Origin of the sequence: Bradyrhizobium tropiciagri (assembly GCF_018130505.1) — a bacterium.
GTDB classification, from domain to species: Bacteria; Pseudomonadota; Alphaproteobacteria; order Rhizobiales; family Xanthobacteraceae; genus Bradyrhizobium; species Bradyrhizobium tropiciagri_B.
On the sequence record NZ_JAFCKH010000012.1, the window covers coordinates 68619 to 91357 of the forward strand.

Genomic DNA, 22739 nt, shown 5'->3' on the forward strand with positions numbered 1-22739 from the left:
GTCAGTGGTTCCGGCCGCCGCCATGATCCTCATCGCCACCGTGGTCTTTGCCGCCGCCATGGTGATCGCCGCCGTCGAAATCGAAGAAGTCGAACAGATCGCTCAGCGCCGGGCTGTTGACCGGAACGTAGGGATTGCCCGATGCCGCAACCGGGTTCGGGTAGTTGTCACGGCTGCGATGGGTGATCGGCTGCAGGCTCCAGTTCCGCTCGATGAATTTGAGGATCGAGACGTGATCCGAATATTCATGCGAGATGTGGCCCTGCCGTGCATAGGGCGAGACCACGATCAGCGGAATGCGCGTGCCGTCGCCGAAGAAGTCGAGCGGCTGCACATAGCCGGAGTCGAAGTAGCCGCCGCCTTCATCGAAGGTGATGAAGATCGCGGTATCCTTGGCGTAGTCCGAGGCCTCGACCTGGTCGACGATCTTCTTCGCGAAGCCTTCGAACAGATTGAGCTTGGATGACGCCGGATGGCCGTCGGTGTAGCCGCTCGGCTTCACGATCGAGACCGCCGGCAGCGTGTGCTTGGAGATGTCGGTGTACAGGTTCGCCGAGTCCTGGATGTGGGCTGCGACCTGGTCCGGGTGCGACATGATCGAGGTGTCGTACTGGAACGGGTTGCAGATGTTGCAGTACTCGTCGGTGTTCGGGCCGGCTGCACCCCAGTTGAGCTGATACGGATCGTTGACGTAGTTGTTCCACTGGTCGCCGTAATACTTCCAGGAGATGTTACGCTCGTTCAGGCTGTCGCCGATGCTCTTGCGCGTCGACGGCGGGATCGTGAACGCCGTGTTGGACGGGTTGGTGTCGGTGTAGGCGTTCTTGCCGTTGCCGAAATAGCCGGGATTGTAGTTGTTCAAGAGATAATAGTGGCCCGGCTCGCAATTGGCGTTGATCCGGATTCCCTTCAGATAGTCCAGGATCGGCTTGACGCCGGGCTGCGAGGCATCCGAGCAGTCGCTGTAGGAGCCGCCGCCGGAGACCGGGTTGGTGGCGTAGGGCGGCGGAAAGCCGCCATTGCCGCCGGCGCCGTAGCCGTCCTCGGTGTACCAGTTGTTGGTACCCATGGCCGGGTTCGGGTTCTCGATCTGATGCACGATGCCGGCGTCGGGCGTGCCGCCGAACACCTGCGTGCCGTTCGGCGGGACTGCCGCGTTGCCGTAGGTGTCGCTGAAATAGATCATGTCGGCGTGGCCGAGCATGATGTGGTTGGCGCCGGTGCCGCCGTTGACCGACTGGTGGAAGTTGTCGCTCATGGCGTACTTCTGCGCGAGACTCGTGAAGTAGGGCACGTCGCCCTTCTGCACGTTGTAGAAGCCGAGCGCGGTCGAGCCTTCACCCGTCGTCGTCGCGTTCGGCGCATAGTCGGTCGCGAAGTTGGCGGGTTGCTGCGCGCCGTTGCTGCCGGCGCCGATGGTGACTTCGACCCAGGCGAACAGATTGCCGTTGCAGCCCGACGGATTGTCGCGGCTGGCGGCCGAGTGGCTGCAGTTCAGCTGCTGCCACATCTGATAGAAGCGATGCACCGGGCTCGCCGCATAGGCGTCGTACGGCATCGCATCGCCGTTGGTGAGCTGGAACGGACCCGCCGGCAGCGTGCCGACATTGCTGATGCGCTGGTCGGGCGTCGCCGAGGTCTGATTGGTGCCGCCGGTCAACAGGAACTGATAGTAGTCGGACGGCAGGCCGGATTCGGTTTGCTGCGCCAGGGTGAGCGACGCCTCACAGGTCGTGATCGGCGAGCTGCCGCACTTGTTCGGGATGTAGGAGACCTTGGGGCCGCCGACCAGCGGAGCCGGCAATTGGTCCTTGGGGAAATCCTTCTTCGGCGGGCTCAGCAGGAACGCATCGTTCAGGCCGGTATCGGTCGCGGCTTGCTGATGCGCCTTCTCGAAGTTCGGCCCGGGGATCGCATTCTTGTTGTGGTCGAGCTTGACGATGCCCTGCGACAGCAGGTTCATCACGCTCTCGCCATGGCGCTCGGGCACGTAGGTTGCGAACACGTGGTCGAAGCTGCGGTTCTCGCCGACGATGACGATCACATGCTTGATCGGCGTCCGGGTCTCGTGTCCGCCGTGGAAGTTGGCTTCCTCCGCCAGCACAGGGCCGACGGTGAATTGCCCCAGTGCCAATGCGCTGAGGGTCAGACGGCAACCCTGCAGCCAACGTGATTTATGCTTGTCGCGCATTAAAGCTCTCCTTTGTGCTGGTTGAGCGACTTGGACGAAGTTGCGGTGTCGCGCGGCACGACCCTGATCCGTCCCATCATGCCGCCGTCCTCATGCTCGAGGACGTGGCAGTGGTAGACGAAGGTGCCGACGATGTTGGGATCGCGAAAATCCATGCGCAGGCGCACGCTCGGATATTTCAGCATCCGGTTGTTGTAGTAGGGCACGTTGACGGTATCGCGCAGGAACGGCTCGTTGACCGCGATGCCGGACCAGTCGCGCAGCTGGAAGTGAAGCTGGTGGATGTGGAAGTCGTGCAGCTCGGGTGAGCGGTTCTCGATGATCCAGTCCTCGACGTCGCCCTGCCGCACCGTGATGTCGGGAACGTCCGATTGCGGATCGAACGGTTTCGGGGTCTCGCCGTCGATCGTCAGGAAGAATTTGGTCGGGCTGTTGGGGTCGGCCGGATTCTCGGGCTGTTCGGAGAAGAACAGTTTTCGCACGCGCACCGGTGCGACGTCGCCGACCCATGGCCGCTCGGGGCGCGGCAGCGGTTCGGCATGTGCCGGCAGCATGGACGGCGGTTCGCGCGCGTCGGCCGACGCGGTGATCGCCAGCAGCGCGCGGTTGGGATCGTTCTCGCCGGCAGGACCGGTGTCGACCGCGCGCGTCACCAGCAGTGCGGACGCGCCGGCCGGCGGTCCCTCGACGATGAATTCGGCGCGCGAGCCGGGCGGCAGGCCGATATGGTTGACCTGTTGCACCGCCGGCGACGGGCTGCCGTCAAATTGCAGCGGCACGCCGTCGAGCGCGACGACACCGATCTGCTGCGGCGTGCGGCCGATGATCAGCGCGAGGTTGAGATAGGTGATCGCGGATGCATTCAGCACGCGCCAGAGCTGCCGCTCGCCCGGCTTCATTGAGAGCGTCGCCGGCGGATAGTTCGGATACGGCACCGGCACGAAATTGACCGAGAGATCCTTCGCCGGCTTGCCGAAGCCGGTGCCGGAGTTGGCAGCGTCGCCGTCATTGTCGAGCTGGCTCTTGGTCATGACCGGCTCGGACTTCGCCGGCTGTGCGTCGGGATTGACGAGATCCTGGTCGCGGATCACCAGCACGCGCTCCGGCAATCCGGCGAGCGAAGGATCGGCGCGCTCGATGCCTTCGATGATCAGGGCGCCGGACGCGCCGCCGAGCACCTGGGTTTTGCTGAAGCCGTGCAGATGCGGGTGATACCAATAGAGCCCGGGCGCGGCGTCGTCGGGAATCCGCAGGCGATACTCGAACGGCGCATCGTTCGGTTGGATCGAGGTTCTCAGCACATCGTCCTGGTGGCAGACCGGCGGCACGGTCAGCCCGTGGAAGTGCAGATTGGTCGACACCGGCGTCATCGCGCCGCTCGCGCACGGGTCCGCTTTCTGCTTTGCCGAGCAGATCGGCGCACCGGCGAGCGGCCGGTCGAGCGCGGGCGTCGCGGTGTCGAGATCGACGAGGTCGTTCTTGAAATGGATGACGAGTTCGTCGCCCGGCTTCAGCCGCAGGGTCGGCGACGGCTTGCCGTCCGAGGTCAGGTAGCAGTAGCGGCTGGTTCCGTCCGGCAGCTTCTCGTCATGCACGCTGAGATCGGTTTCGAGCACGCCGTCGCGGCTGCGTAATTGCTCCGGTTCGGCGATCGCGCTGCCCGGCTCGGGCCGCGCACAGACGTCGTGCTGCGCCGGCGGCGTGTCCTGCAACACGGCTGCGCCGAGCCACGCGGTCATGCCGCTCGCGGCAAGCCCGAGGCCGGCTGCAACGATGACAGATGAAATCGTGGAGAATCGTCGCGGCACGCCATCCCGCCAATGCGTTGCCGCCAGCCGCGCATGAGCGTGCCGACGCCGGGCATGGCGTCAGTTCACTCCGTGCGACTGCAGTCGTCGGCAATTTGTCTGGTGCTACGAGGCTACCGGCGCGTTGTTGCGGGAATCTGGCAGGTATTTAACAGCCATGTGACAGAAATTCGCGTCACTTCGACGCAGGCCGTGCGCAACGTTCAAACGTGTTGTCCGATCAATCGGATGCGTGCGCGGTGAGTGAACGCGAAACGCACAGACATGTTCAGCAACGCGGCAAATTTTTTTGTCGCCGCGAATCCCGCTCGTCATCGCGCGTCGTGAATGAGTTTGGGCGCGACCGTCGCCGGCGGTTCGCCGATCAATCCATGATCTCGACGGTTGCAGAACGGCCGGCCACAAGCGCGACGCGATCCGGCAGTTGATCGAGCGCGATCCGCACCGGGACGCGCTGCGCGAGGCGAACCCAGCTGAAGGTCGGGTTGACGTTGGCGAGCAGGCTCGCGCCCTGGGCCCGGTCGCGGTCCTCGATGCCGGCCGCAATGCTCTCGACATGGCCGGAGAGCCGGACCGGCTCGCCCATCAGGCGGATCTGCGCCTTGTCGCCGACATGGATGCGCGCCAGCTTGGTTTCCTCGAAATAGCCCTCGACATGCAACGTGTCGGCGTCGACCAGCGCCATCACGCCCCTGCCTGACGTGACATAGACGCCGGGCCGCAGATCCATGTTGGTGATGGTGCCGTTTACCGACGCGTGCACTTCGCTGCGCTCGAGGTTGAGCTGGGCCACCGCGCGATCGGCCACGGCCTGGTCGTAGCTCGCCTTGGCCTGGAGCTGGGTTGCGAGGACCTGCTCCTGCTTCTGCTGCGACACCGCATCCGTGGTCAGCGAGCTGTAGCGCTTCAGGTCGGAGTTGGCCTGGTCCAGCGTGGCGCGGTGACCGGCGACCACCGCTTCGGCCTGCTGCAGCGCCAGCGCAAAGCGCGCGCGATCGATCCGGAACAGGACATCGCCGCGACGGACCTTCTGATTGTCCTTGACCAGCACGTCGGTAATGAAGCCGGATACGTCGGGCGCGACCTGAACCACGTCGGCGCGGACCCGGCCGTCGCGCGTCCAGGGCGATTCCATGTAATAGGCCCACAGTCCGCGCGCGACCGCCAGCGCCGCGACGACGGCGACGAGTGTCAGCGCAACGCGGCCGAGCCAGGCGAAATTACCCTTCATGGCAGAAACTCCGAGAGATATACGACGCCGCCAAGCAGGCAGACATAGAGGGCGAAATTGAACAGCGCGCGGTGCCAGACCAGCCGGTAGAGGTCGAAGCGCTGCATGATCCGGCTCACGATCACGCTCAATGCATAGGCCACGATCAGCCACAGCAGCAGCGCCGGGACCAGCACACCGTAGATGTCGAGCTCATACCTCATGCCGCAAAACTCTCCTCGGGCGGACGCTGGTAGGCGGGGGCATCCGGAAACAGGCCGCGGCGGATGCCGACGAGGCCGAGCAGCGCGTCGTCGCGCGCCCTCTCATTGGGGTCGTTCACGGCTGCGGTCAGCGTGGCATCGATGTGCGACAGCAATTCGGACGGCATTGCGCCTCCCGCGTGGCCGCGAAACACCGCCGCCAGATCGTCGAGCATCGCATCGATGGCGCGCACCGTCGATGCCGCGAGGCCGTAGCGGGCCCGCCGCAGGTCGATGATGTTGAGCCCGATGCGGAGCTGAACCAGGCTGTCGGCGTCGCGGCGGTCGCTCTCGGAGATGAAGGCGACGCGCTGCACCAGCAGGCCGAGACGATGCAGCAGCAGTCCGGCGAACTCCGCGCGATCGCCTTGGCCGCGGCGCTCGGCGGCAGACGCGAGCGTCTGCCAGCTCGACAGCATCAGGCGCTTGGCGACCCATTCGGCGCCGACACCGCGCGCGATCCGCGTCACGATCTCGGCGATCACGACGCCGAGAAAGAAGGCGACGGACGAGTTGGCGAAGCTGGCGAAGTCGGCGCTGTAGGTCGATTGCAGCGCGAGCAGCGTCGCGGTGTTGGCGGCGAGCGCCATGCCGATCGGGGCGGTCGCGGGCCGCGCGATCAGGAAGCCGTACAGCAGGAAGGTCGGTGCCAGCGCGGCGATCAGCACCTCGATATGCGAGATGCCGGGCACCAGCGCGAACTGATAGATCGCGACGACGACGATCGCGACCAGCGAGAACAGGCCGAACACACGGATGCCGCGCGCCGGTTCGTCCTGCGCCGCGAAGAACGAGCAGGCGATCGCCGCCGTCATCGGTGCCGAGGCGCCATCCGCCCAGCCGGTCCCGATCCACAGGACGCAGCAGATCAGGATGGCGATCGCCGCACCCGCGGCCGACCACAGCGCCATGCCGTGATCGCGATGGCGAGCCGGCGCCGCCCCCGCCTCGGGGCGGAACGCCAGCGCGACCGTGGAGATGTCCTGGCCCGTCGCGATCGCATCACCCACCGCGCGGCAATCGGCCGAGATGTCGACGAGTTCGCGCAGCCGCAGCAGCAGGCTGATGGTGATGATGCGCTCGCGGGGCACGAGACCGTCGAGCGCGGATTGCCGCTCCGCGATCGCCGCGCGCATCTGCTCCGCGGATTGCCGCAGGCGCTGCTCGTCCACGATCCATTCGGCGAGCTCATCGAGCAGGCGCGTGAGCTCTGGCTGCCGCTGCAGCGCCGCGTCGCCGAGCGCCGCCAGCCGGTCCTCGATCGAGGCGATCCCCGGCAACAGCATCAGCATGCGCATCCGGACCTCGGCCAGGCCGCGTACCGAGCTGGCATCGGCCAGACGGTCATAGGCGAGGTGGGTCGCCAGCGTGTCGATCTCGACGATGTCGGTTGCGAGGCGCAGGCGCTGGGCCCGGCGCGTCTCGCCGGTTCCCTGTTGCAGCAGCGCGTCGCGGGACAGCCGGCGGGCATCGGCGAGCCAATTCCTGACGCGCTTCCCGACGGCCGGCGCGACGCTGCGCGGAAACACCACCGTCGAGACCAGGCTCGCGCAGATGATGCCGAGCGAGATCTCCTCGAGCCGCGCCAGCGCGATATCGAAGATGCTGCCCGGCTGGGCCACCGATGGAAAGCCGATCAGCGCGACGGTGTAGCCGGCCAGCATGAAGACGTAGCTGCGCGGCGTGCCGTCAAGCAGCGACAGATAAAGGCAGAGCCCGACCCAGAGCGCGATCGCGAGGCAAAGCAGCTCCGGCGCGTTGACCAGGTTCGGCACCATGGCGACCGTCATGGACGCGCCGACTACCGTTCCCAGCACGCGGAAGAAGGCCTTCGAGCTGGTCGCGCCGGCCAGCGGCTGGGAGGTGATGTAGACCGTCGCCATCGCCCAATACGGCCGCGGCAGATCGATCGCCAGCGCGATCACCAGCGCCAGCATCGACGCGGCGAACGTCTTCAGGGCGAAAATGAGATCCGCGTGGCGGACCAGAAACGGCTCTTCTGCGCGCATGACTTCTTTGACTCTGGCGCAGTGGTGCAGACGGTGGGTCCGCTGCCCGATGCGCTGCAGCGTCGCGAAGGTTAGCGCAAGTTCCTTGCCGCCGACATCCCCGGGAACACCGGCGCGCGCCCGTGCGCTGCGCAGGGGCGCAGCCGCGACACGGCGGCTTTACGGATCCAGCTCCGTATCCCAGTAGAGATAGTCGAGCCAGCTCTCGTGCAGATAGTTCGGCGGGAATAGCCGGCCGTTGCGGTGCAGCTGGTGCACGGTGGGGGCGTAGGGCGTCTGCTTCGGAAACATCTTGGCCTGCTGCGGCGTCAGATTGCCCTTGCGCAGATTGCAGGGCGAGCAGGCGGCGACGACGTTCTCCCAGGTGGTCTGGCCACCCTTGCTGCGCGGAATGATGTGATCGAAGGTCAGGTCGTCCGCGGACAGGCAGTATTGGCAGGAGAAGCGGTCGCGCAGGAAGACGTTGAACCGGGTGAAGGCGGGGTGGGTTGTCGGCTTGACGAAGGATTTGAGGGATACGACGCTGGGCAGCTGGATTTCGAAGGAAGGACTTCGTACCGCCCTGTCGTAATACTCGACGATGTTGACGCGATCGAGAAACACCGCCTTGATCGCGTCCTGCCAGGACCAGAGCGACAGCGGGTAGTAACTCAGCGGGCGGAAGTCCGCGTTCAGCACCAGAACCGGCCAGCCGCCTTGTGAGACATGTGCGTTCAAATAACGCTCCTGACTCCCATTAGCTGCGAAGCAGCATGCACTCACATACTACAGGCAGCGTGACGGGATTGTGAAGAGCTATGAGCGGCTTATCCGCCGCGCCCTCGCCATGTTCCTGCCCGGATTGCAACCCGCTGATGAGGCCCGTAAAGGGAGCCGCAGAGACCTGATCGGCCACTGACGGACCCCTGCCGATGACCACCACGTCCAGCTATCTCGAAGCACCGCGCCGGCTGCGTGCATTCGTGCGTGCACACGAGACCAGCCTCGTGGTGCTGGCCGTGTTGATCGGTGCCATCGGCGGCCTCGTGGTCGCGACCATGAGCGGGCTGGTGACGGTGCTGCATGCGGTGCTGTTCAATTTGCCGTTAGGCGACCGGCTGTCGAGCCAGCCCAGCATCGATCCGGTGCGCGCGCTGCTGGTTCCCACCGTCGGCGGCCTGCTGCTCGGCATTGCGTTCCTGCTGCTGCTGCGGGTCCGGCCGGCCCGCGAGATCGACCCGATCGAGGCCAATGCGCTCTATGGCGGGCGGATGTCGTTCCGCGGCAGCGTCATCGTGGCGCTGCAGACGATCTGGTCGAGCGGCATCGGCGGCTCGGTCGGGCTCGAGGCCGGCTACACCCAATTGTCCAGCGGGCTCGCCGCCTCGCTCGGCCGCGGCTTTCACCTGAGACGGAACGACCAGCGAATCATGGTCGGCTGCGGCGCGGCGGCCGCGATCGCCGGCGCCTTCAGCGCGCCGCTGGCGGGCGCGTTCTATGCCTTCGAGCTCGTGATCGGCGGCTACACGCCGGCGAGCCTGACCCCGGTCGGCGTCGCCGCGGTCACCGGCTATTTCGTCGCCCACGCGTTCGAGCCGCTGCCGCTCGGCGTCGGGGTCGGCATGGTCGGCGATGTGCTCGGGCGCGATCTTGCGATCGCCACGCTGCTCGGCATGGTCGCGGCGCTGACCGGCATCGCGATCATGCGCGGCGTCACCGTGTGCGAGGCGCTGCTGGCGAAGACCAGGCTGTGGCCGCCGCTGCGGCCGGCGATCGGCGGGCTTGCGGTCGGCGCGATGGCGCTGCTGACGCCGCAGGTGATGTCGTCGGGCCACGGTGCGCTGAGTTTCGGCGGCATCGTGGCGATGCCGCTCGCCTTCATCGCCGGCGTGTTCGTGCTGAAGGCGATCGCCTCGATCGTGTCGCTCGGCTCGGGCTTCCGCGGCGGCCTGTTCTTCGCGACGCTGTTCATGGGCGCGCTCGGCGGCCGACTGTTCGCTGCCGGTGTCGATATCGTCTGGCCGGGCCTCAATCTCGATCCCAACGCCTATGCGGTGATCGGCATGAGCGCGCTGTCGGCCTCGGTGATCGGCGGTCCGCTCACGATGTCGTTCATCGCGCTGGAATCCACCGGCAACCTCTGGCTCACCACGGCGGTGCTGGTCGCGGTGATCATCTCGACCACGATCACGCGCGAATTGTTCGGCTATTCGTTCGCGACCTGGCGGCTGCATCTGCGCGGCGAGACCATCCGCAGCGCCGCCGACATCGGCTGGATCCGCGATCTCACGGTCGGCAAGATGATGCGCCAGGACCTGACGACGGTGGACGCGTCGATCCCGATCGAGGCGTTCCGCGAGAAATTCCCGCCCGGCTCGAAGACCCAGGTGGTCGCGGTCGACGGCGAGGGACGCTATGCCGGGCTCGCGCTGGTCGCGGAGGCGCACGCGCCCGATATCGAGATCGAGAAGGGCCTCGCCGGCATCCTGCACTATGCCGAAGTCGTGCTGCATCCGGCCATGAACGTGCAGGAAGCGATCGCGGTGTTCGACGCAGCCGAAGCGGAATCGCTCGCCGTGGTCGAGGGCGACGGCGACCGGCGGCCGATCGGCCTGCTCACCGAGGCGCATGCGATGCGGCGCTACGCCGAAGAATCCGAGCAGCGCCGCCGTGAGGTGATCGGCGAGATTTGATTTCGCCGGCGAAAGCCGCAAAGATTGAGAGCCGGATAGCGTTTTCGAGCGAAGTGGGTACCGGTTCGCGTGAAGAAAACGCGTCAAAAAAGGCTAACGCGCCGGGAGAGCGCGAGGAAGGATCTCAATGCGAAGCTGGCTCGTACCGATCGCGATGCTGCTCGGCCTGATCGCGGCCGGTCCCGTTGCCGCCGAAGACTATCCATCGCGGCCAATCACCATGATCGTGCCGTTCCCGGCCGGCGGCGCCACCGACACGCTGGCGCGCTTCCTCGCTGAAAGCATGCGGCCGCGGCTCGGCCAGCCGGTGGTGATCGAGAATGCCGGCGGCGCGGCGGGCAGCATCGGCGTCGCCCGCGCGGTACGCGCGCCGAACGACGGCTACACGCTCTCGATCGGCACCTCGACCACGCATATGCTGACCGGCGGCCTCTACGCGTTGCCGTTCGATCTGTTGAGGGATCTCGAGCCGGTGATCGAGATCGGCAGCGAGCCGCTTCTGATCGTCGGCAAGAAGAGCTTTCCCGCCGACGATCTGAAGGGCCTGGTCGCGTGGCTGAAGAGCAATCCCGACAAGGCCTCGGTCGGCATCGCCGGCGTCGGCGCCACCGGCCAGCTCACGGGCGTGGCGTTCCAGAAGGCGACCGGGACGAAATTCCAGTTCGTGCCCTATCGCGGCAACGGGCCGGCGATGCAGGACCTGCTCGCCGAGCAGATCGATTTCATGATCGAACCGGCCTCGAACTTCCGCTCGTTGCTCGGCAGCGGCAACGTCAAGCCGTTCGCGGTCACCGGCCATGCACGGCAGCCGACCTCGCCCGACATCCCGACCGTCGATGAAGCCGGCGTGCCGGGCTTCTTCGCCTCGCTCTGGTACGGGCTCTGGGTGCCGAAGGGCACGCCCAAGGACATCGTCGCCAAGCTGAACGCGGTCATGACGCAGGTGCTGGCCGATCCCAAGGTCAAGCAGCGCTTCGCCGAACTCGGCATCGAGATCACCCCGCTCCAGCAGCAGTCGCCGGAAGCGCTGCGCGCATTCCAGAAGCAGGAAGCCGATCGCTGGTGGCCGATCATCAAGGCCTCCGGCATCAAGCCGGAGTGAGTGGGACCGCAAGTGGTGCACTGCCAAACCCGTCATCCTGAGGTGCGAGCGGAGCGAGCCTCGAAGGATGCACGGCCACCAGCCGGGCCGTCGACCCTTCGAGGGCCGCTGAAGAAGCGACGGGGGTGGACGCGCTTTCCCGATCTATCGTCATTGCGAGGAGCGAAGCGACGAAGTAATCCATCGTCCCGCATATGCGGGCCCATGGATTGCTTCGCTTCGCTCGCAATGACGGCGGAGGCCGTTACGTCACCCGCTCCAGCTTCTGCAGGCACCGTGTCACGCGCACCGCGGCGGGCATCTCGGTGTCGGGGAAGCTGGTCTTCCAGTCGGTGACGCCGACTTCGCCGACATAGATGTCGCCCTTCGAATCCAGCGCGAGGCCGTGCGGCGCCAGGAATTTTCCGGCCTCGATGCCGGGGCCGTTCTCGCCGCCGAGGCGGGCGATGCGGTTGCCCCTGGCGTCGACGATCGACAGCCGCGGGCCGAGATTGGGCACCTTGCGGTTGACGGCCATGCCGGGGCCGAGCTCGCCGACGATGAAGGTCGGCTGCTTGCCGCCGCCGCAGCGGCACAGCGCGCAGGGCCGGTGCAGATTGTTCCACTGCGTCTCATACTTGCCGTTGCCGTCGAACACCTGCACGCGATGGTTCTCGCGGTCGGCGACGTAGACGAAGCCGTCGGCGTCGGTCGCGATGTTGTGCACGATGTTGAACTGGCCGGGATCGGTGCCGGGCTCGCCCCAGCTTTTGATCAGCTTGCCGTCCGGCGTGTATTTGTGGACGCAGGCATTGCCGTAGCCGTCGGAGACGTAGATCTCGCCCTGCGGCGACAGCGCGGTGTGGGTGCAGCGGTGGAACGGCTCGCCGCTCATGAACGGCGCCGGCTTGTTCGGGATGCCGATCCTCAGCAGCACCTTGCCGTCGGTGGTGCACTTGCGCACGGTGTGGTCGCCGTCGTCGGTGCAATAGAGATTGTCGTCGGCGTCGATATGCAGGCCGTGGGCGCGCGAGAACAATCCTTCGCCCCAGCTGCGGAGGAAATTTCCGTCGCGGTCGAGCACCACCATCGGATGTTCGCCGCGGTTGAAGACGTAGACGCGGTCCTTGCTGTCGACCGCGACCGAGGCGACGTCGGTCAGGCTCCAGCCGTCGGGCAGTTTCGCCCAGTTCTCGATGACGCGGTAGCGGTGTTCGCCGCTGCCCAGGATGGTGGTCATTTTTTGTTTTCTCCCCAGGGTGTCATTCCGGGGCGATGCGCAGCATCGAACCGGGAATCTCGAGGTTCCGGGTTCGCTTCGCGCGCCGGAACGACGATTGTTATGAAAGCCGCGCCACCGGCCCGACATCGCGCGGCAGCAATCCCTCCTCGATCGCCTTGATCTGCAGCGCGAGGAAGCGCGAGTTGATGCGGCATTGCGCGAGGCTGCCGGCGATGAACCAGAGGCCCGGCTGCGGCGTGCGGGTGTACATGTTGCGCAGCTCCTGGCCGTCGCCAAAGCCCCAGATCGGGCCGACGCGATCAGCCGTCGCTTCGCCGAACAGTTTCTTCACCAGCTCTTCCTGCGGCCGGTACCCGGTGGCGAGCACGATCAGGTCGGCGCCAACAGTCTCGCCGCTCTTCAGCCGCGCGCCTTCACTCACAAAGCTGTCGATGTCTGCATACTGCCGCAGCCGCACCGCGCCGCCGGCGACGAGGTCGGAGCAGCCGACGTTGAAGTAATAGCCGCCGCCGCGGGTCAGGTACTTGAACTGCCAGCCGGTGCCGCCGTCGCCGAAATCGAGCTTGAAGCCGACGCGGCTGAGGCCGTCGAGCAGCGGCTTGTCGAGCTCTTTCGACTTCTCGGTCATCAGAATGTGGCTGCGCTTGGCCAACGCGAGCGGCATCGAGGTCGCGATCAGGTCGTTGTCCTCGAGCGTGCCTTCATTGTAGGCGGCGTAGGCGAGCTGCGCCGACGGTTCGATATTGGTGACCAGGGTCGAGGAGCGCTGCACCAGCGTGACCTCGGCGCCGGAGGAGTGCAGGTCCTGCGCGATGTCGTGGCCGCTGTTGCCGGTGCCGATCACCAGCGCGCGCTTGCCGGCCCAGTCCTCGCCATCCTCATAGCCGCTCGAATGCAGCACCTTGCCGGCGAACTTCTCCAGGGTGGGAATGTCGGGCCGGTTCGGAATGCCGCTGACGCCGGTCGCCAGCACGACATGGCGCGGCTGCATCCTGCGCGTCGTGCCGTCGGCGCGGCGCAGCTCCACGCTCCAGCGGCCCTGCGCCTCATCATAACCGCCGCCGAGGAATTCGGTGCCGGTCCAGAAGTTCAGCTCCATGGCGTCGACATAGGCCTCGAACCAGTTGGCGAGCTTGTCCTTCGGGATGTAGGTCGGCCAGTTCGGCGGGAACGGCATGTAGGGCATGTGATTGACCTGCACCTGGTTGTGCAGGGTCAGCGCGTGATAGCGCCTCCGCCAATTGTCGCCGACGCGCGCCTCGCGGTCGACGATCAGCGCGTCGATGTTCAGTTGCTTGAGCCGCGCCGCGATCGCCAGCCCGGCCTGTCCGCCGCCGACCACCAGCACATCGGGATCGCGGCCGGCATATTCGGCGGACGTCTTGCGCTGGTCGAGCCAGTTCGGGCCGCGGAAGTCGCGTGAATAGGCCTGGCCGCGCGGCCGCCGGTCGCCCTGCTGCTCCTCGAATCCCTTCAGCTCCTCGAGCGCGGTGAGCAGCGTCCAGGCTTTCAGCCTGCCGTCATCGGCGGCATCGCCGATCAGCCGCACGATGCCGTGGCCGCGGCCAACCGCGGTCTCGAACTTGAAGATCGCCTCGATCGCCTCGGTGCCGGCGCGTATCACCTTGCGCGGCGGCGCACGGTCGGCATCGATGCGGAAGTCGTGCGGCCGGCTGCGCCGCGCATGCATGGGCAGTTCTTCCAGGATCGCGAAGGCCCGGTTGACGGTCTGGATGTTCCAGCTCAGCGCCAGCACGTCGCGCCAGTAGCTATCGGGATGGAACAGCGGCCGCAGCAGCACATCGTCGGGGCTGGCCAGCGCATCCTCGAACTGCACAAGCCAATTGTCGGCGGCGACCGAAATATCGTCCGTCTTGTCGAGCATCGCGCGTTTCTCGTCACCTTGTCGGCGTTTCCCTGGCCGGGAAGCCTATACCCATCGGCGCCGGCGCAGAAAGGCCGTGACGAGATGCCGCCTATTCGGCCAGCGACAGGATCAGGCCTTGATCCGGCGGAACGCGGCCCTGCAGGGTATCGAGATAGGCCTCGCGCACCGCTGCGGGTCCGCGCCGCTCGATCACCTTGATCCAGTCAGGCAGATGCGGCGCGAGCTCGGTCCACGCGGCGCCGAACCGCTGGTCGACGCCGCCCGGTCCCCATTCCTTGGCGCGCTTGCGGATCTGGTCCGGCGCGAAGAACCACACCGGCTTGGCGCCGGGCAAAGCCGGCTCGTCCGGCTCGCTCGCGCGATGGGTCAGCCCGATACGGCCGGAATAGACCATCTGCGCGCCGAAATGCCGGTGCAGCGTCTCGCGCAGCGCGCTGTTGCCGGCCATGTCGACATAGGCGACCGGTTCCGCCTGCGGCAGCGCTGTGACCGCGTCATAGGTGACGACCTCGTCATAGCAGCCGAGCGAGTTGACGAAATCGACATTGCCCTTCGATGTCAGCCCGATCACCTTGATGCCGTTCCGCTTGTGCAGCAGATGGGCGAGACCGAACGCGGTCTTGCTCGAGGCCGATGACAGCATGACGCGCCGTGCACCGTAGAATTCGTTCTCGGCGAGGAAGTCGTCGACCAGGAACGACAGCATGAACAGCGGCAGCAGCAGCGCGCGATAGTCGCCGTTGCGGCCGGCATAGGTCGGATCGCCGGAGACGCGGGCATAGGCGTTGTAGACCGGCGAGACCTCCTGGCGGTGCGCGGCTGCATCGCGCAGGCCGCGCTTGCTGACATCGGCGGCCTCGATCACCAGATGCGTCGCCATCGGAAAATAGCCGAACAGCGTCTCGCCGACGGCGACGTTCGGATGTTTCGAGCCGATCACCTCGCCAAAGCCCCACACGGGGATGATGCCGTAGTCGGCGGGCGCCGGGAACAGCCGCCAGTATTTCAGCTGCTCACCGATCACGGCATAGGTGATGTTGTTGGCGGTCAGCGCAAAGCGCGTGACCTTCACCAGCAGCGCGTCGGCCGGCAGCGCCGCGGCGTCGGGCAGCGCCGGCTCGATCAGCTTGCACTGCTGCAGGTCGTTGCGGACCACGATGAAATCGGTCGAGTTCATGGCTTCGCTCCCGGCTTTTTACGCGCTGCGATCTTTGCCTTGCCGGGAGCCGGCTCCGCAACAGCAACAAAGTTTGAAACGCTGTTCGCCTCGGCGTCGCCGGCGATCGCTGCGTCGCCGGCGATCACGCCCTCGCGCTTCTTGAGTGTGCGGTAATACGCCCACCACAGATGCGCGGCGGCGCCGCGCAGCGGCCGCCACGGCTCGGCGAGCGGCGCCATCTGCTTCGGTGTCGGCCGTTCCTTCAGTCCGAGCCCGGCCTTGACCGCTTCCTGCACAGCGAGGTCGCCGGCCGGCCAGGCATCGCCGTGGCCGAGGCAGAACAAGAGATAGACGTCGGCGGTCCATGGGCCGATGCCGGGCAGCGCGGTCAGCGTGTTGTGCGCGGCGTCGGCCTCCTCATTGGCGAGCACATCAAGGTTCAGCCGCTCCTCGGCCAGCTCGCGCGCGATGTGTTTCAGCGTCTTGATCTTGGCCGCCGACAGCCCGAGCCGGCCGAGCCGGTCGGCGCGCGCCTTGCGGATCGCGTCGTGATGGAACGGATCGTACGCCTTGCTGACACGGCCCCAGATCGCCGCCGCGCTGGCGGTCGACAGCTGCTGGCCACAGATGATCGCGGCCAGCCCGGCAAAGCCCGGCTCGCGCTGGCGGATCGCCGGCATGCCGGTCAATTCGAGGATCGGCCGCAGGCGGCGGTCCTGGTCGACCAGTCTGTGGATCGCTTCGTCGAGATCGGCCTGGGTTTCGAGGTGGATCAACATTGGCGGGTCTGCTTCAACTTGTCATGCGCGGGCTTGACCCGCGCATCCATCTCCTATCGTAACAGAGTCTTCGCCAGTTGGATTGCCGGACATAGGCGGGCGGAAGCGACGCCGTCCTTCAGACGGCTATGCCCGGCAATGATGCACGATTGACTGGATCGCCATGCCGCCCGTCTTCCGTTTCGCGCCGAGCCCGAACGGCTACCTGCATCTCGGCCATGCCTTGTCGGCGCTGCTCAACTTCGACCTGGCGCGGCAGGCGGGCGGGTGTCTGCTGTTGCGGATCGAGGATATCGACGCGACGCGTTGCCGGCCGGAGTTCGAGCGGGCCATCTATGAGGATCTCGCCTGGCTCGGCATCGCCTGGGAGACGCCGGTGCGGCGGCAGTCGGAGCATTTTGCCGCCTATCGCGCGGCGGTCGAGCGGCTGGTGGCGCAGGGCCTGGTCTATCCGAGCTTCGAGAGTCGTGCCGAAATCGGCCGGCTGGTGGCGGAGAAGGAGGCCGGTGGCGCCTGGCCGCGCGATCCCGACGGTGCGCCGCTTTATCCGGGAACCGCAAGATCGCTCGCGCCGGCGGAACGCGACCGGCTCACCGCGCAGGGACTGCCGTTCGCGCTGCGGCTCGACATGGCGGCCGCTGTTGCGCGCGTCGGCCCGCTGCGCTGGCGAGAAGCCGGCGAGGGCCCTGACGGCGAGAGCGGCGACGTTGCGGCGCGTCCGGAGGCCTGGGGCGACGTCATCCTGGCGCGCAAGGAGACGCCGACCAGCTATCATCTTTCGGTCGTGATCGACGATGCCCTGCAAGGGGTCACCGATGTCGTGCGCGGAGCTGACCTGTTCTGGTCGACCAGCGTCCATCGCCTGCTGCAGGAGTTGCTGGGCCTGCCCGCACCGGCCTACCGGCATCACCGGCTGATCCGCGACGCGGCCGGGCAGAAGCTGTCGAAATCGACCCGCGCCACCGGTCTGCGCGAGTTGCGAGCGGCGGGCGCGACCCCGGCCGATATCCGCCGCCTGGTGGGGTTGTCGTAGCCCGCCGGAGGAGCTCGTGCTCACGCTCCCTCTTGCGGGGGGAGGCGTCCACATGATTTCGGAATAATGGAAGAGTACCTCTGAGTTGCCCGACGTGTCAAGCCGCCGTGCCGCGCCCGCAGCCGCCGGCTACTTTGCATGGGGTTGTTTTCGCCATTTTGGCTGGGAGCCCCCTGGAGGAGGTCGCAAGCGGATGGGCCGCTTACCCATCATCCTGATTTGCCTTGGCTCCTCCCAAACGCCGCCGTGACTCCGCCACTCCTGGCATGCCATGCTGCCGCCGGGGCGGGGTGACGGAGATCATGGCGAAAGCATCGCGCGGAGGGCGCAGCAAGCGGCGAGTCAAGGGGCCGCCGTCAAAGCCGCGCGCCTCCAAGCCGCGCGCTGCCAGGACGCGCGCCAAGACGAGCGCAGTGAAGGCCCGCGCCGCCAAGTCCGCGGTGAAGCCACGCCGCAAGCGGACTTCGCCAAAGGCGGCCGGGACGACCGGTTCCGCCATGGTCGACACCGCGCTCGCCGCCTTCGCCCACGAGGTGCGGACGCCGCTGACCGGCATCCTCGCCATCAGCAACCTGCTCGCGACCTCCGACCTCGGCGAGCGCGAGCGCCGCTGGGTCGACACCATCAAGGCCGGCGCCGAGCATCTGGCCAGCCTTGCGACGCTGTTCGTCGATGCCGCCCGCAGCGACGGTCCGGGGCTCGAGATCCGGCAGGACTTCTTCGATCTGCGCGCGCTGGCGCGGCACGCCGGCGATTCGCTGGCCGGCCGTGCGGCGGCCAAGGGGCTGCAGGCCTCGTTCGAGCTCTCGGACCGGCTGCCCGCCTTCGCCGTCGGCGATCCCGTGCGCCTGCGCGCAGCGCTGGAGAACCTGATCGACAATGCGGTCAAGTTCACCGAGCAGGGAGCCGTGGCGCTGCATGTCGGGCCGGCGCGTTTGCCCAGGGGACGTGGCAAGACCGGCGGCAGGGTCGGCGTCGCCTTTGCGATCGCCGACAGCGGCATCGGGCTGTCGCTCGCCGAGGTGAAGCGGCTGTTCAAGCCGTTCTCGCAGGCCAACGTCTCGATCGCCTCGCGGTTCGGCGGCGCCGGGCTCGGCCTGTCCTCGGTCAGGCAGCTCGCGCACGCGATGGGCGGCGACATCGTCGTGGCGCAGCGCCGCGGCGGCGGCGCCACCTTCACGCTGAGCGTCATGCTGGCGCCGGCCGATGGGCCGGTCGGCGTGATGTCGGACGACCGCGCGGCGAAGGCCTCGCAGGGGCTGCGCCTGCTCAGTGTCGAGGACAATCCGTTCGGCCGCGTCGTGCTCAACACCATCCTGACCGAGCTCGGTCACCAGGCAGAATTCGTCGGGCAGGGCGAGGCCGCGCCCGCCAGGCTCGCGCAGGGCGACTTCGACGCCGTGCTGATGGACATGGTGCTGCCGGGTATCGGCGGCGTCGAGGCGATCGGGCAGATCCGCGCGCTGCCGCCGCCGCATGGCCGGATTCCGATCATCGGCATTTCCGGCCGTGCCGAGGACGAGGCTGCCGCGCGCGCCGCCGGCGCCGACGCCTTCCTGGTCAAGCCTGTGTCGCCGAGGGCGCTCGCGACCGCGCTGCTTGCAGCGGCACGGCGCGCGCCAGCCGCGACTTGATGATCGCCGCATTCAGTTCGCCGCCGAACACGAAGATCGCCGAGATGAAATAGAGGAACACCAGCGCGATCACCACCGAGGCGAGCCCCGCATACATCGTGACGTAGTTGTTGGCGAAGCGCGCCAGGTACATGCCGAAGCCGATGCCCGAGAGCAGCGAGGCAACGATGGTGAAGATGATGCCGGGCAGGATCTGCAGGAAGCTGCGGCGGCCCGCCGGCAGCCAGGCATGCAGGATGAACAGCGCGACGATCAGCGCCAGGATCGTGATGCCGTAGCGGGCGATGTTGAGCAGGCTCTCGTTGGATTCGACGAAGAACGGGATGTAGCGCCGCGCCGCCTCGATGATCAGCGGCCCGAGCACGATCAGGAACGCCATCGCAAGCGAGGTGACGGCTGCGACCAGCGTGTAGCCGATCGACTCCAGCCGCAGCCAGTACCAGCTTCGCATCTCGACCACGGCATAGGCGCGGTTCAGTGCGACCCGCAACGCCTCGACGCCGTTGGAGGCGAAGTAGATCGCTAGCACCGCGCCGATCGTCAGGATGTCGCCGCGCGTCTTCGTCAGCACGTCGTGGATCTCGCCGGACAGCGAATCGGCCACCTGTTGCGGCCAGACCTGCAGCAACAGGCCGACGGCGCCATCGGCGAGCGGCTTGGACCCGAAGAACCCGGCCAGCGACGTCAGCACGATCAGGAACGGGAACAGCGCCATCAACGTCGACAGCGCGATGTGGCTCGCGATCGCCCAGCCGTCATCGGCGAGGAACGTGTAAAAGGCATCCATCACGACGCGGTAGACGTAACGAAGCTGCTTCACATTCCACCCGGCATTGTCGCAGGACGCTCGATCCGAGAACCGCTCCAGCTTCTGATATTACGCGCTGAAAAGCCAGAAGGTTGCATGGGCGCCCTGTGTGGAAGTCGGCACAAGGCGGTGTTATGTAGCTGGCATGACAACTGCACTCAGCACGTTCATTCTTCCCATCGCAGTCGGCGCCGTCGCGCTGGTGCTGCTGCTCGGCCTCGTCAACATGATGCGAGGCGGCTCGCCGAACACGTCGCAGAAGCTGATGCGGCTGCGCGTCCTGTTCCAGTTCGTCGCCATCGTCATCGCGATGCTCGCGGTCTGGGCGATGGGACGATAGTCGATGCGCCAACCTCTAGGAGATCACGGCCATGGTCGTTCTCAATCGGATCTACACGCGCACCGGCGATGACGGCACCACCGCGCTCGGCTCCGGCGAGCGGCGGCCGAAATACGATCTGCGCGTCGCCGCCTATGGCACGGTCGACGAGACCAACGCCGCGATCGGCTTGGTGCGCCTGCACCTTTCCGGCAGCCCCGACGTCGACGCGATGCTGGGGCGGATCCAGAACGACCTGTTCGATCTCGGCGCCGACCTCGCGGTGCCGGAACGCGAGGGAAAGGCCGAGCGGCTGCGGGTTCTGGCGAGCCAGGTCGAGCGGCTCGAGCGCGATATCGACAGTCTGAACGATCAGCTCGCGCCGCTGACCTCGTTCGTGCTGCCCGGCGGCACGGCGGCGTCCGCATATCTGCACCTCGCCCGGACCATATGTCGCCGGGCGGAACGCATCATGGTGGAACTCGCCGCCCGGCCGGACGAGACGGTCAATGCGGCTGGTATCCAGTATATGAACCGCCTGTCGGATTTCCTGTTCGTTGCCAGCCGCTTCCAGAACAATAAGGGGGCGGGAGACGTGTTGTGGGTGCCCGGCCAGAACCGTTAAACTGCTTCAAGATCAGCGGACGGATTTTTGGCCCGGGCGCGTTGACCGGGGGTAGCGGGCGCTTTAGGTTCCGCGCCAGCCAACCAAAACCCATGAAATGACAGCGAAAGAGGATCGATGAAGGTTCTTGTGCCGGTAAAGCGGGTCGTCGACTACAACGTCAAGGTCCGCGTCAAGAGCGACGGGACGGGCGTGGAGCTCGCCAACGTCAAGATGTCGATGAACCCGTTCGACGAAATCGCCGTCGAGGAAGCGTTGCGGCTCAAGGAAGCCGGCAAGGCGACCGAAGTGGTGGTGGTGTCGATCGGACCGGCGCAGGCCTCCGAGACCATCCGCACCGGGCTTGCGATGGGCGCCGACCGCGGCATCCTGGTCAAGGCCGAAGGCAATGTCGAACCGCTCGGCGTCGCCAAGATCCTCAAGGCGGTGGTCGAGGCGGAGCAGCCCGGCCTCGTCATCCTCGGCAAGCAGGCGATCGACGACGACTCGAACCAGACCGGCCAGATGCTGGCCGCGCTGCTCGGCTGGTCGCAGGCGACCTTCGCCTCCAAGCTCGAGGTCGAAGGATCCGACTTCAAGGTCACGCGCGAAGTCGACGGCGGCTTGCAGACCATCAAGCTGAAGGGCCCGGCGATCGTCACCACTGACCTGCGCCTCAACGAGCCGCGCTATGCGTCGCTGCCCAACATCATGAAGGCAAAGAAGAAGCCGATCGACGACAAGAGCGTCGCTGACTACGGCGTCGATGTGACGCCGCGTCTGGAAGTGCTGAAGACCGCGGAACCGGCAGGCCGCAAGGCGGGCGTCAAGGTCAAGGACGTCGCCGAACTCGTAAACAAGCTCAAGACCGAAGCCGGGGTTCTCTGATGACGACGCTGCTGATTGCTGAACACGACCACGAGACCCTGAAGGACTCGACCAACAAGGCGCTGACCGCGGCTTCGCAGCTCGGCGGCGACGTGCATGTGCTGGTCGCCGGCGGCGGCCAAGGCACCAAGGCCGCGGCGGAAGCCGCCGCCAAGCTCGCCGGCGTCAGCAAGGTGCTGGTCGCCGAGGGCGCCGCCTACGAGCACGATCTCGCCGAGCCGCTGGCCGCGCTGATCGTCGCGCTGGCGCCGAACTACGACGCCTTCGTCGCGCCCGCGACCTCGCGCTTCAAGAACGTGATGCCGCGCGTCGCCGCGCTGCTCGACGTGATGCAGGTCTCGGAGATCATCAAGGTGGTCGCCCCCGACACCTTCGAGCGTCCGATCTATGCCGGCAACGCGATCCAGACCGTGAAGTCGAAGGACGCCAAGAAGGTGATCACGGTGCGCACCTCGACCTTCGCCGCAGCCGGCGAAGGCGGTAGCGCGGCAATTGAGAGCGCTGCTTCGGCCGCCGATCCCGGCCTGTCGACGTTCGTCGGCGAGGAAGTCGCCAAGAGCGACCGTCCGGAGCTGACCTCGGCCAAGATCATCGTCTCGGGCGGCCGCGCCATGCAGAGCCGCGAGAACTTCGCCAAGTACATCGAGCCGCTCGCCGACAAGCTCGGCGCCGGCGTCGGCGCCTCGCGCGCCGCGGTCGATGCCGGCTATGCGCCGAACGACTGGCAGGTCGGCCAGACCGGCAAGGTGGTGGCCCCGGAACTCTATGTCGCGGTCGGTATCTCCGGCGCGATCCAGCATCTGGCGGGCATGAAGGACTCCAAGGTGATCGTCGCCATCAACAAGGATGAGGACGCACCGATCTTCCAGGTCGCCGATTACGGCCTGGTCGCCGACCTCTACCAGGCGGTTCCGGAGCTCACCGAGGCGCTCGGCAAGCTCGGAAAGTAAGCGACAGGACACCGGCCGGATGGACAAGCTCCGGCCGGTGTTTTTATTTGAGGCATGAGCCGGAAGCCGGAGGCTGGTTTCCGTCAGGATCGCGCTCAAACAAAAGAGGCCGCGTCCGGCGATTGGGCACCCGGACCGGCGCGTTTTCGGGTATCGTTGGGCGTGAGCAGGCGCGATGTGCGCGCCGTTCCGGTGGATGA

The 22739-nt window shown here is 66.6% G+C and carries 19 protein-coding genes; 8 read left to right on the top strand and 11 right to left on the bottom strand.

Annotation, left to right across the window (positions count from 1 at the left end; genetic code table 11):
* Position 1: 1 nt before the first annotated feature.
* The 6 genes from JQ633_RS27830 to JQ633_RS27855 all read right to left on the bottom strand — a co-directional run bounded on the left by JQ633_RS27830 (position 2) and on the right by JQ633_RS27855 (position 8198).
* A complete protein-coding gene (locus tag JQ633_RS27830; RefSeq protein WP_211988307.1) occupies positions 2-2191 on the bottom strand; it encodes an alkaline phosphatase family protein in 2190 nt (729 codons plus the stop codon).
* On the bottom strand, positions 2191-3999 hold the full coding sequence (locus JQ633_RS27835) for a multicopper oxidase family protein (RefSeq protein WP_211988308.1): 1809 nt from the start codon (positions 3997-3999) through the stop codon (positions 2191-2193). The genes JQ633_RS27830 and JQ633_RS27835 overlap by 1 nt, the downstream gene beginning before the upstream one ends.
* Positions 4000-4363: 364 nt before the next feature.
* Positions 4364-5230: an efflux RND transporter periplasmic adaptor subunit gene (locus JQ633_RS27840; RefSeq protein ID WP_211988309.1), complete on the bottom strand. Its 867-nt coding sequence runs from the start codon at positions 5228-5230 to the stop codon at positions 4364-4366.
* A complete protein-coding gene (locus JQ633_RS27845) occupies positions 5227-5433 on the bottom strand; it encodes a DUF1656 domain-containing protein (RefSeq protein ID WP_211988310.1) in 207 nt (68 codons plus the stop codon). Before JQ633_RS27845 ends, JQ633_RS27840 begins: the two co-directional genes overlap by 4 nt.
* Positions 5430-7481, bottom strand: coding sequence for an FUSC family protein (locus JQ633_RS27850; protein ID WP_211988311.1), 2052 nt, complete (start codon positions 7479-7481; stop codon positions 5430-5432). Before JQ633_RS27850 ends, JQ633_RS27845 begins: the two co-directional genes overlap by 4 nt.
* Positions 7482-7640: 159 nt before the next feature.
* Positions 7641-8198, bottom strand: a complete 558-nt coding sequence (locus JQ633_RS27855; RefSeq protein ID WP_139486795.1) for an HNH endonuclease — start codon at positions 8196-8198, stop codon at positions 7641-7643.
* 194 nt (positions 8199-8392) lie between these two features.
* Here JQ633_RS27855 and JQ633_RS27860 point away from each other — a divergent pair, with 194 nt between their 5' ends.
* On the top strand, positions 8393-10153 hold the full coding sequence (locus JQ633_RS27860; protein WP_211988312.1) for a chloride channel protein: 1761 nt from the start codon (positions 8393-8395) through the stop codon (positions 10151-10153).
* A 127-nt stretch (positions 10154-10280) separates the two neighbouring features.
* Positions 10281-11255 (top strand): Bug family tripartite tricarboxylate transporter substrate binding protein, encoded by a 975-nt coding sequence (locus JQ633_RS27865; protein ID WP_211988313.1) that lies wholly within the window; start codon positions 10281-10283, stop codon positions 11253-11255.
* Positions 11256-11499: 244 nt separating this feature from the next.
* On the opposite strand, the gene JQ633_RS27870 is transcribed toward JQ633_RS27865, so the two are convergent.
* The 4 genes from JQ633_RS27870 to JQ633_RS27885 form a co-directional block, all read right to left on the bottom strand.
* Positions 11500-12474, bottom strand: coding sequence for a peptidyl-alpha-hydroxyglycine alpha-amidating lyase family protein (locus JQ633_RS27870; protein ID WP_211988314.1), 975 nt, complete (start codon positions 12472-12474; stop codon positions 11500-11502).
* Between the two features lie 100 nt (positions 12475-12574).
* Positions 12575-14362, bottom strand: coding sequence for a flavin-containing monooxygenase (locus JQ633_RS27875; RefSeq protein ID WP_211988315.1), 1788 nt, complete (start codon positions 14360-14362; stop codon positions 12575-12577).
* A 91-nt stretch (positions 14363-14453) separates the two neighbouring features.
* Positions 14454-15542, bottom strand: coding sequence for a DUF2855 family protein (locus JQ633_RS27880; RefSeq protein ID WP_211988316.1), 1089 nt, complete (start codon positions 15540-15542; stop codon positions 14454-14456).
* Complete coding sequence (locus JQ633_RS27885) at positions 15539-16303, bottom strand: DNA-3-methyladenine glycosylase family protein (RefSeq protein ID WP_211988317.1); 765 nt, start codon at positions 16301-16303, stop codon at positions 15539-15541. Before JQ633_RS27885 ends, JQ633_RS27880 begins: the two co-directional genes overlap by 4 nt.
* Positions 16304-16466: 163 nt before the next feature.
* On the opposite strand from JQ633_RS27885, the gene gluQRS reads away from it, so the two are divergent.
* Both gluQRS and JQ633_RS27895 read left to right on the top strand, forming a co-directional pair.
* On the top strand, positions 16467-17336 hold the full coding sequence (gene gluQRS / locus JQ633_RS27890) for a tRNA glutamyl-Q(34) synthetase GluQRS (RefSeq protein ID WP_211988318.1): 870 nt from the start codon (positions 16467-16469) through the stop codon (positions 17334-17336).
* Between the two features lie 302 nt (positions 17337-17638).
* Positions 17639-18970, top strand: coding sequence for an ATP-binding protein (locus JQ633_RS27895; protein WP_211988319.1), 1332 nt, complete (start codon positions 17639-17641; stop codon positions 18968-18970).
* Here JQ633_RS27895 and JQ633_RS27900 read toward each other — a convergent pair.
* Positions 18897-19757, bottom strand: coding sequence for a YihY/virulence factor BrkB family protein (locus JQ633_RS27900; protein ID WP_249159715.1), 861 nt, complete (start codon positions 19755-19757; stop codon positions 18897-18899). The two genes, JQ633_RS27895 and JQ633_RS27900, sit on opposite strands and share 74 nt — an antisense overlap.
* 166 nt (positions 19758-19923) lie before the next feature.
* Between JQ633_RS27900 and JQ633_RS27905 the strand changes: the two genes are divergently transcribed.
* The 4 genes from JQ633_RS27905 to JQ633_RS27920 all read left to right on the top strand — a co-directional run bounded on the left by JQ633_RS27905 (position 19924) and on the right by JQ633_RS27920 (position 22539).
* A complete protein-coding gene (locus tag JQ633_RS27905) occupies positions 19924-20118 on the top strand; it encodes a twin transmembrane helix small protein (protein WP_211988321.1) in 195 nt (64 codons plus the stop codon).
* Between the two features lie 31 nt (positions 20119-20149).
* Positions 20150-20722 (top strand): cob(I)yrinic acid a,c-diamide adenosyltransferase, encoded by a 573-nt coding sequence (locus JQ633_RS27910; protein ID WP_211988322.1) that lies wholly within the window; start codon positions 20150-20152, stop codon positions 20720-20722.
* A gap of 117 nt (positions 20723-20839) precedes the next feature.
* Positions 20840-21589 carry an electron transfer flavoprotein subunit beta/FixA family protein gene (locus JQ633_RS27915; protein WP_211988323.1) on the top strand — a complete coding sequence of 250 codons (750 nt, stop codon included), beginning with the start codon at positions 20840-20842 and terminating at the stop codon, positions 21587-21589.
* Complete coding sequence (locus tag JQ633_RS27920; RefSeq protein ID WP_211988324.1) at positions 21589-22539, top strand: electron transfer flavoprotein subunit alpha/FixB family protein; 951 nt, start codon at positions 21589-21591, stop codon at positions 22537-22539. The genes JQ633_RS27915 and JQ633_RS27920 overlap by 1 nt, the downstream gene beginning before the upstream one ends.
* Positions 22540-22739: the final 200 nt, after the last annotated feature.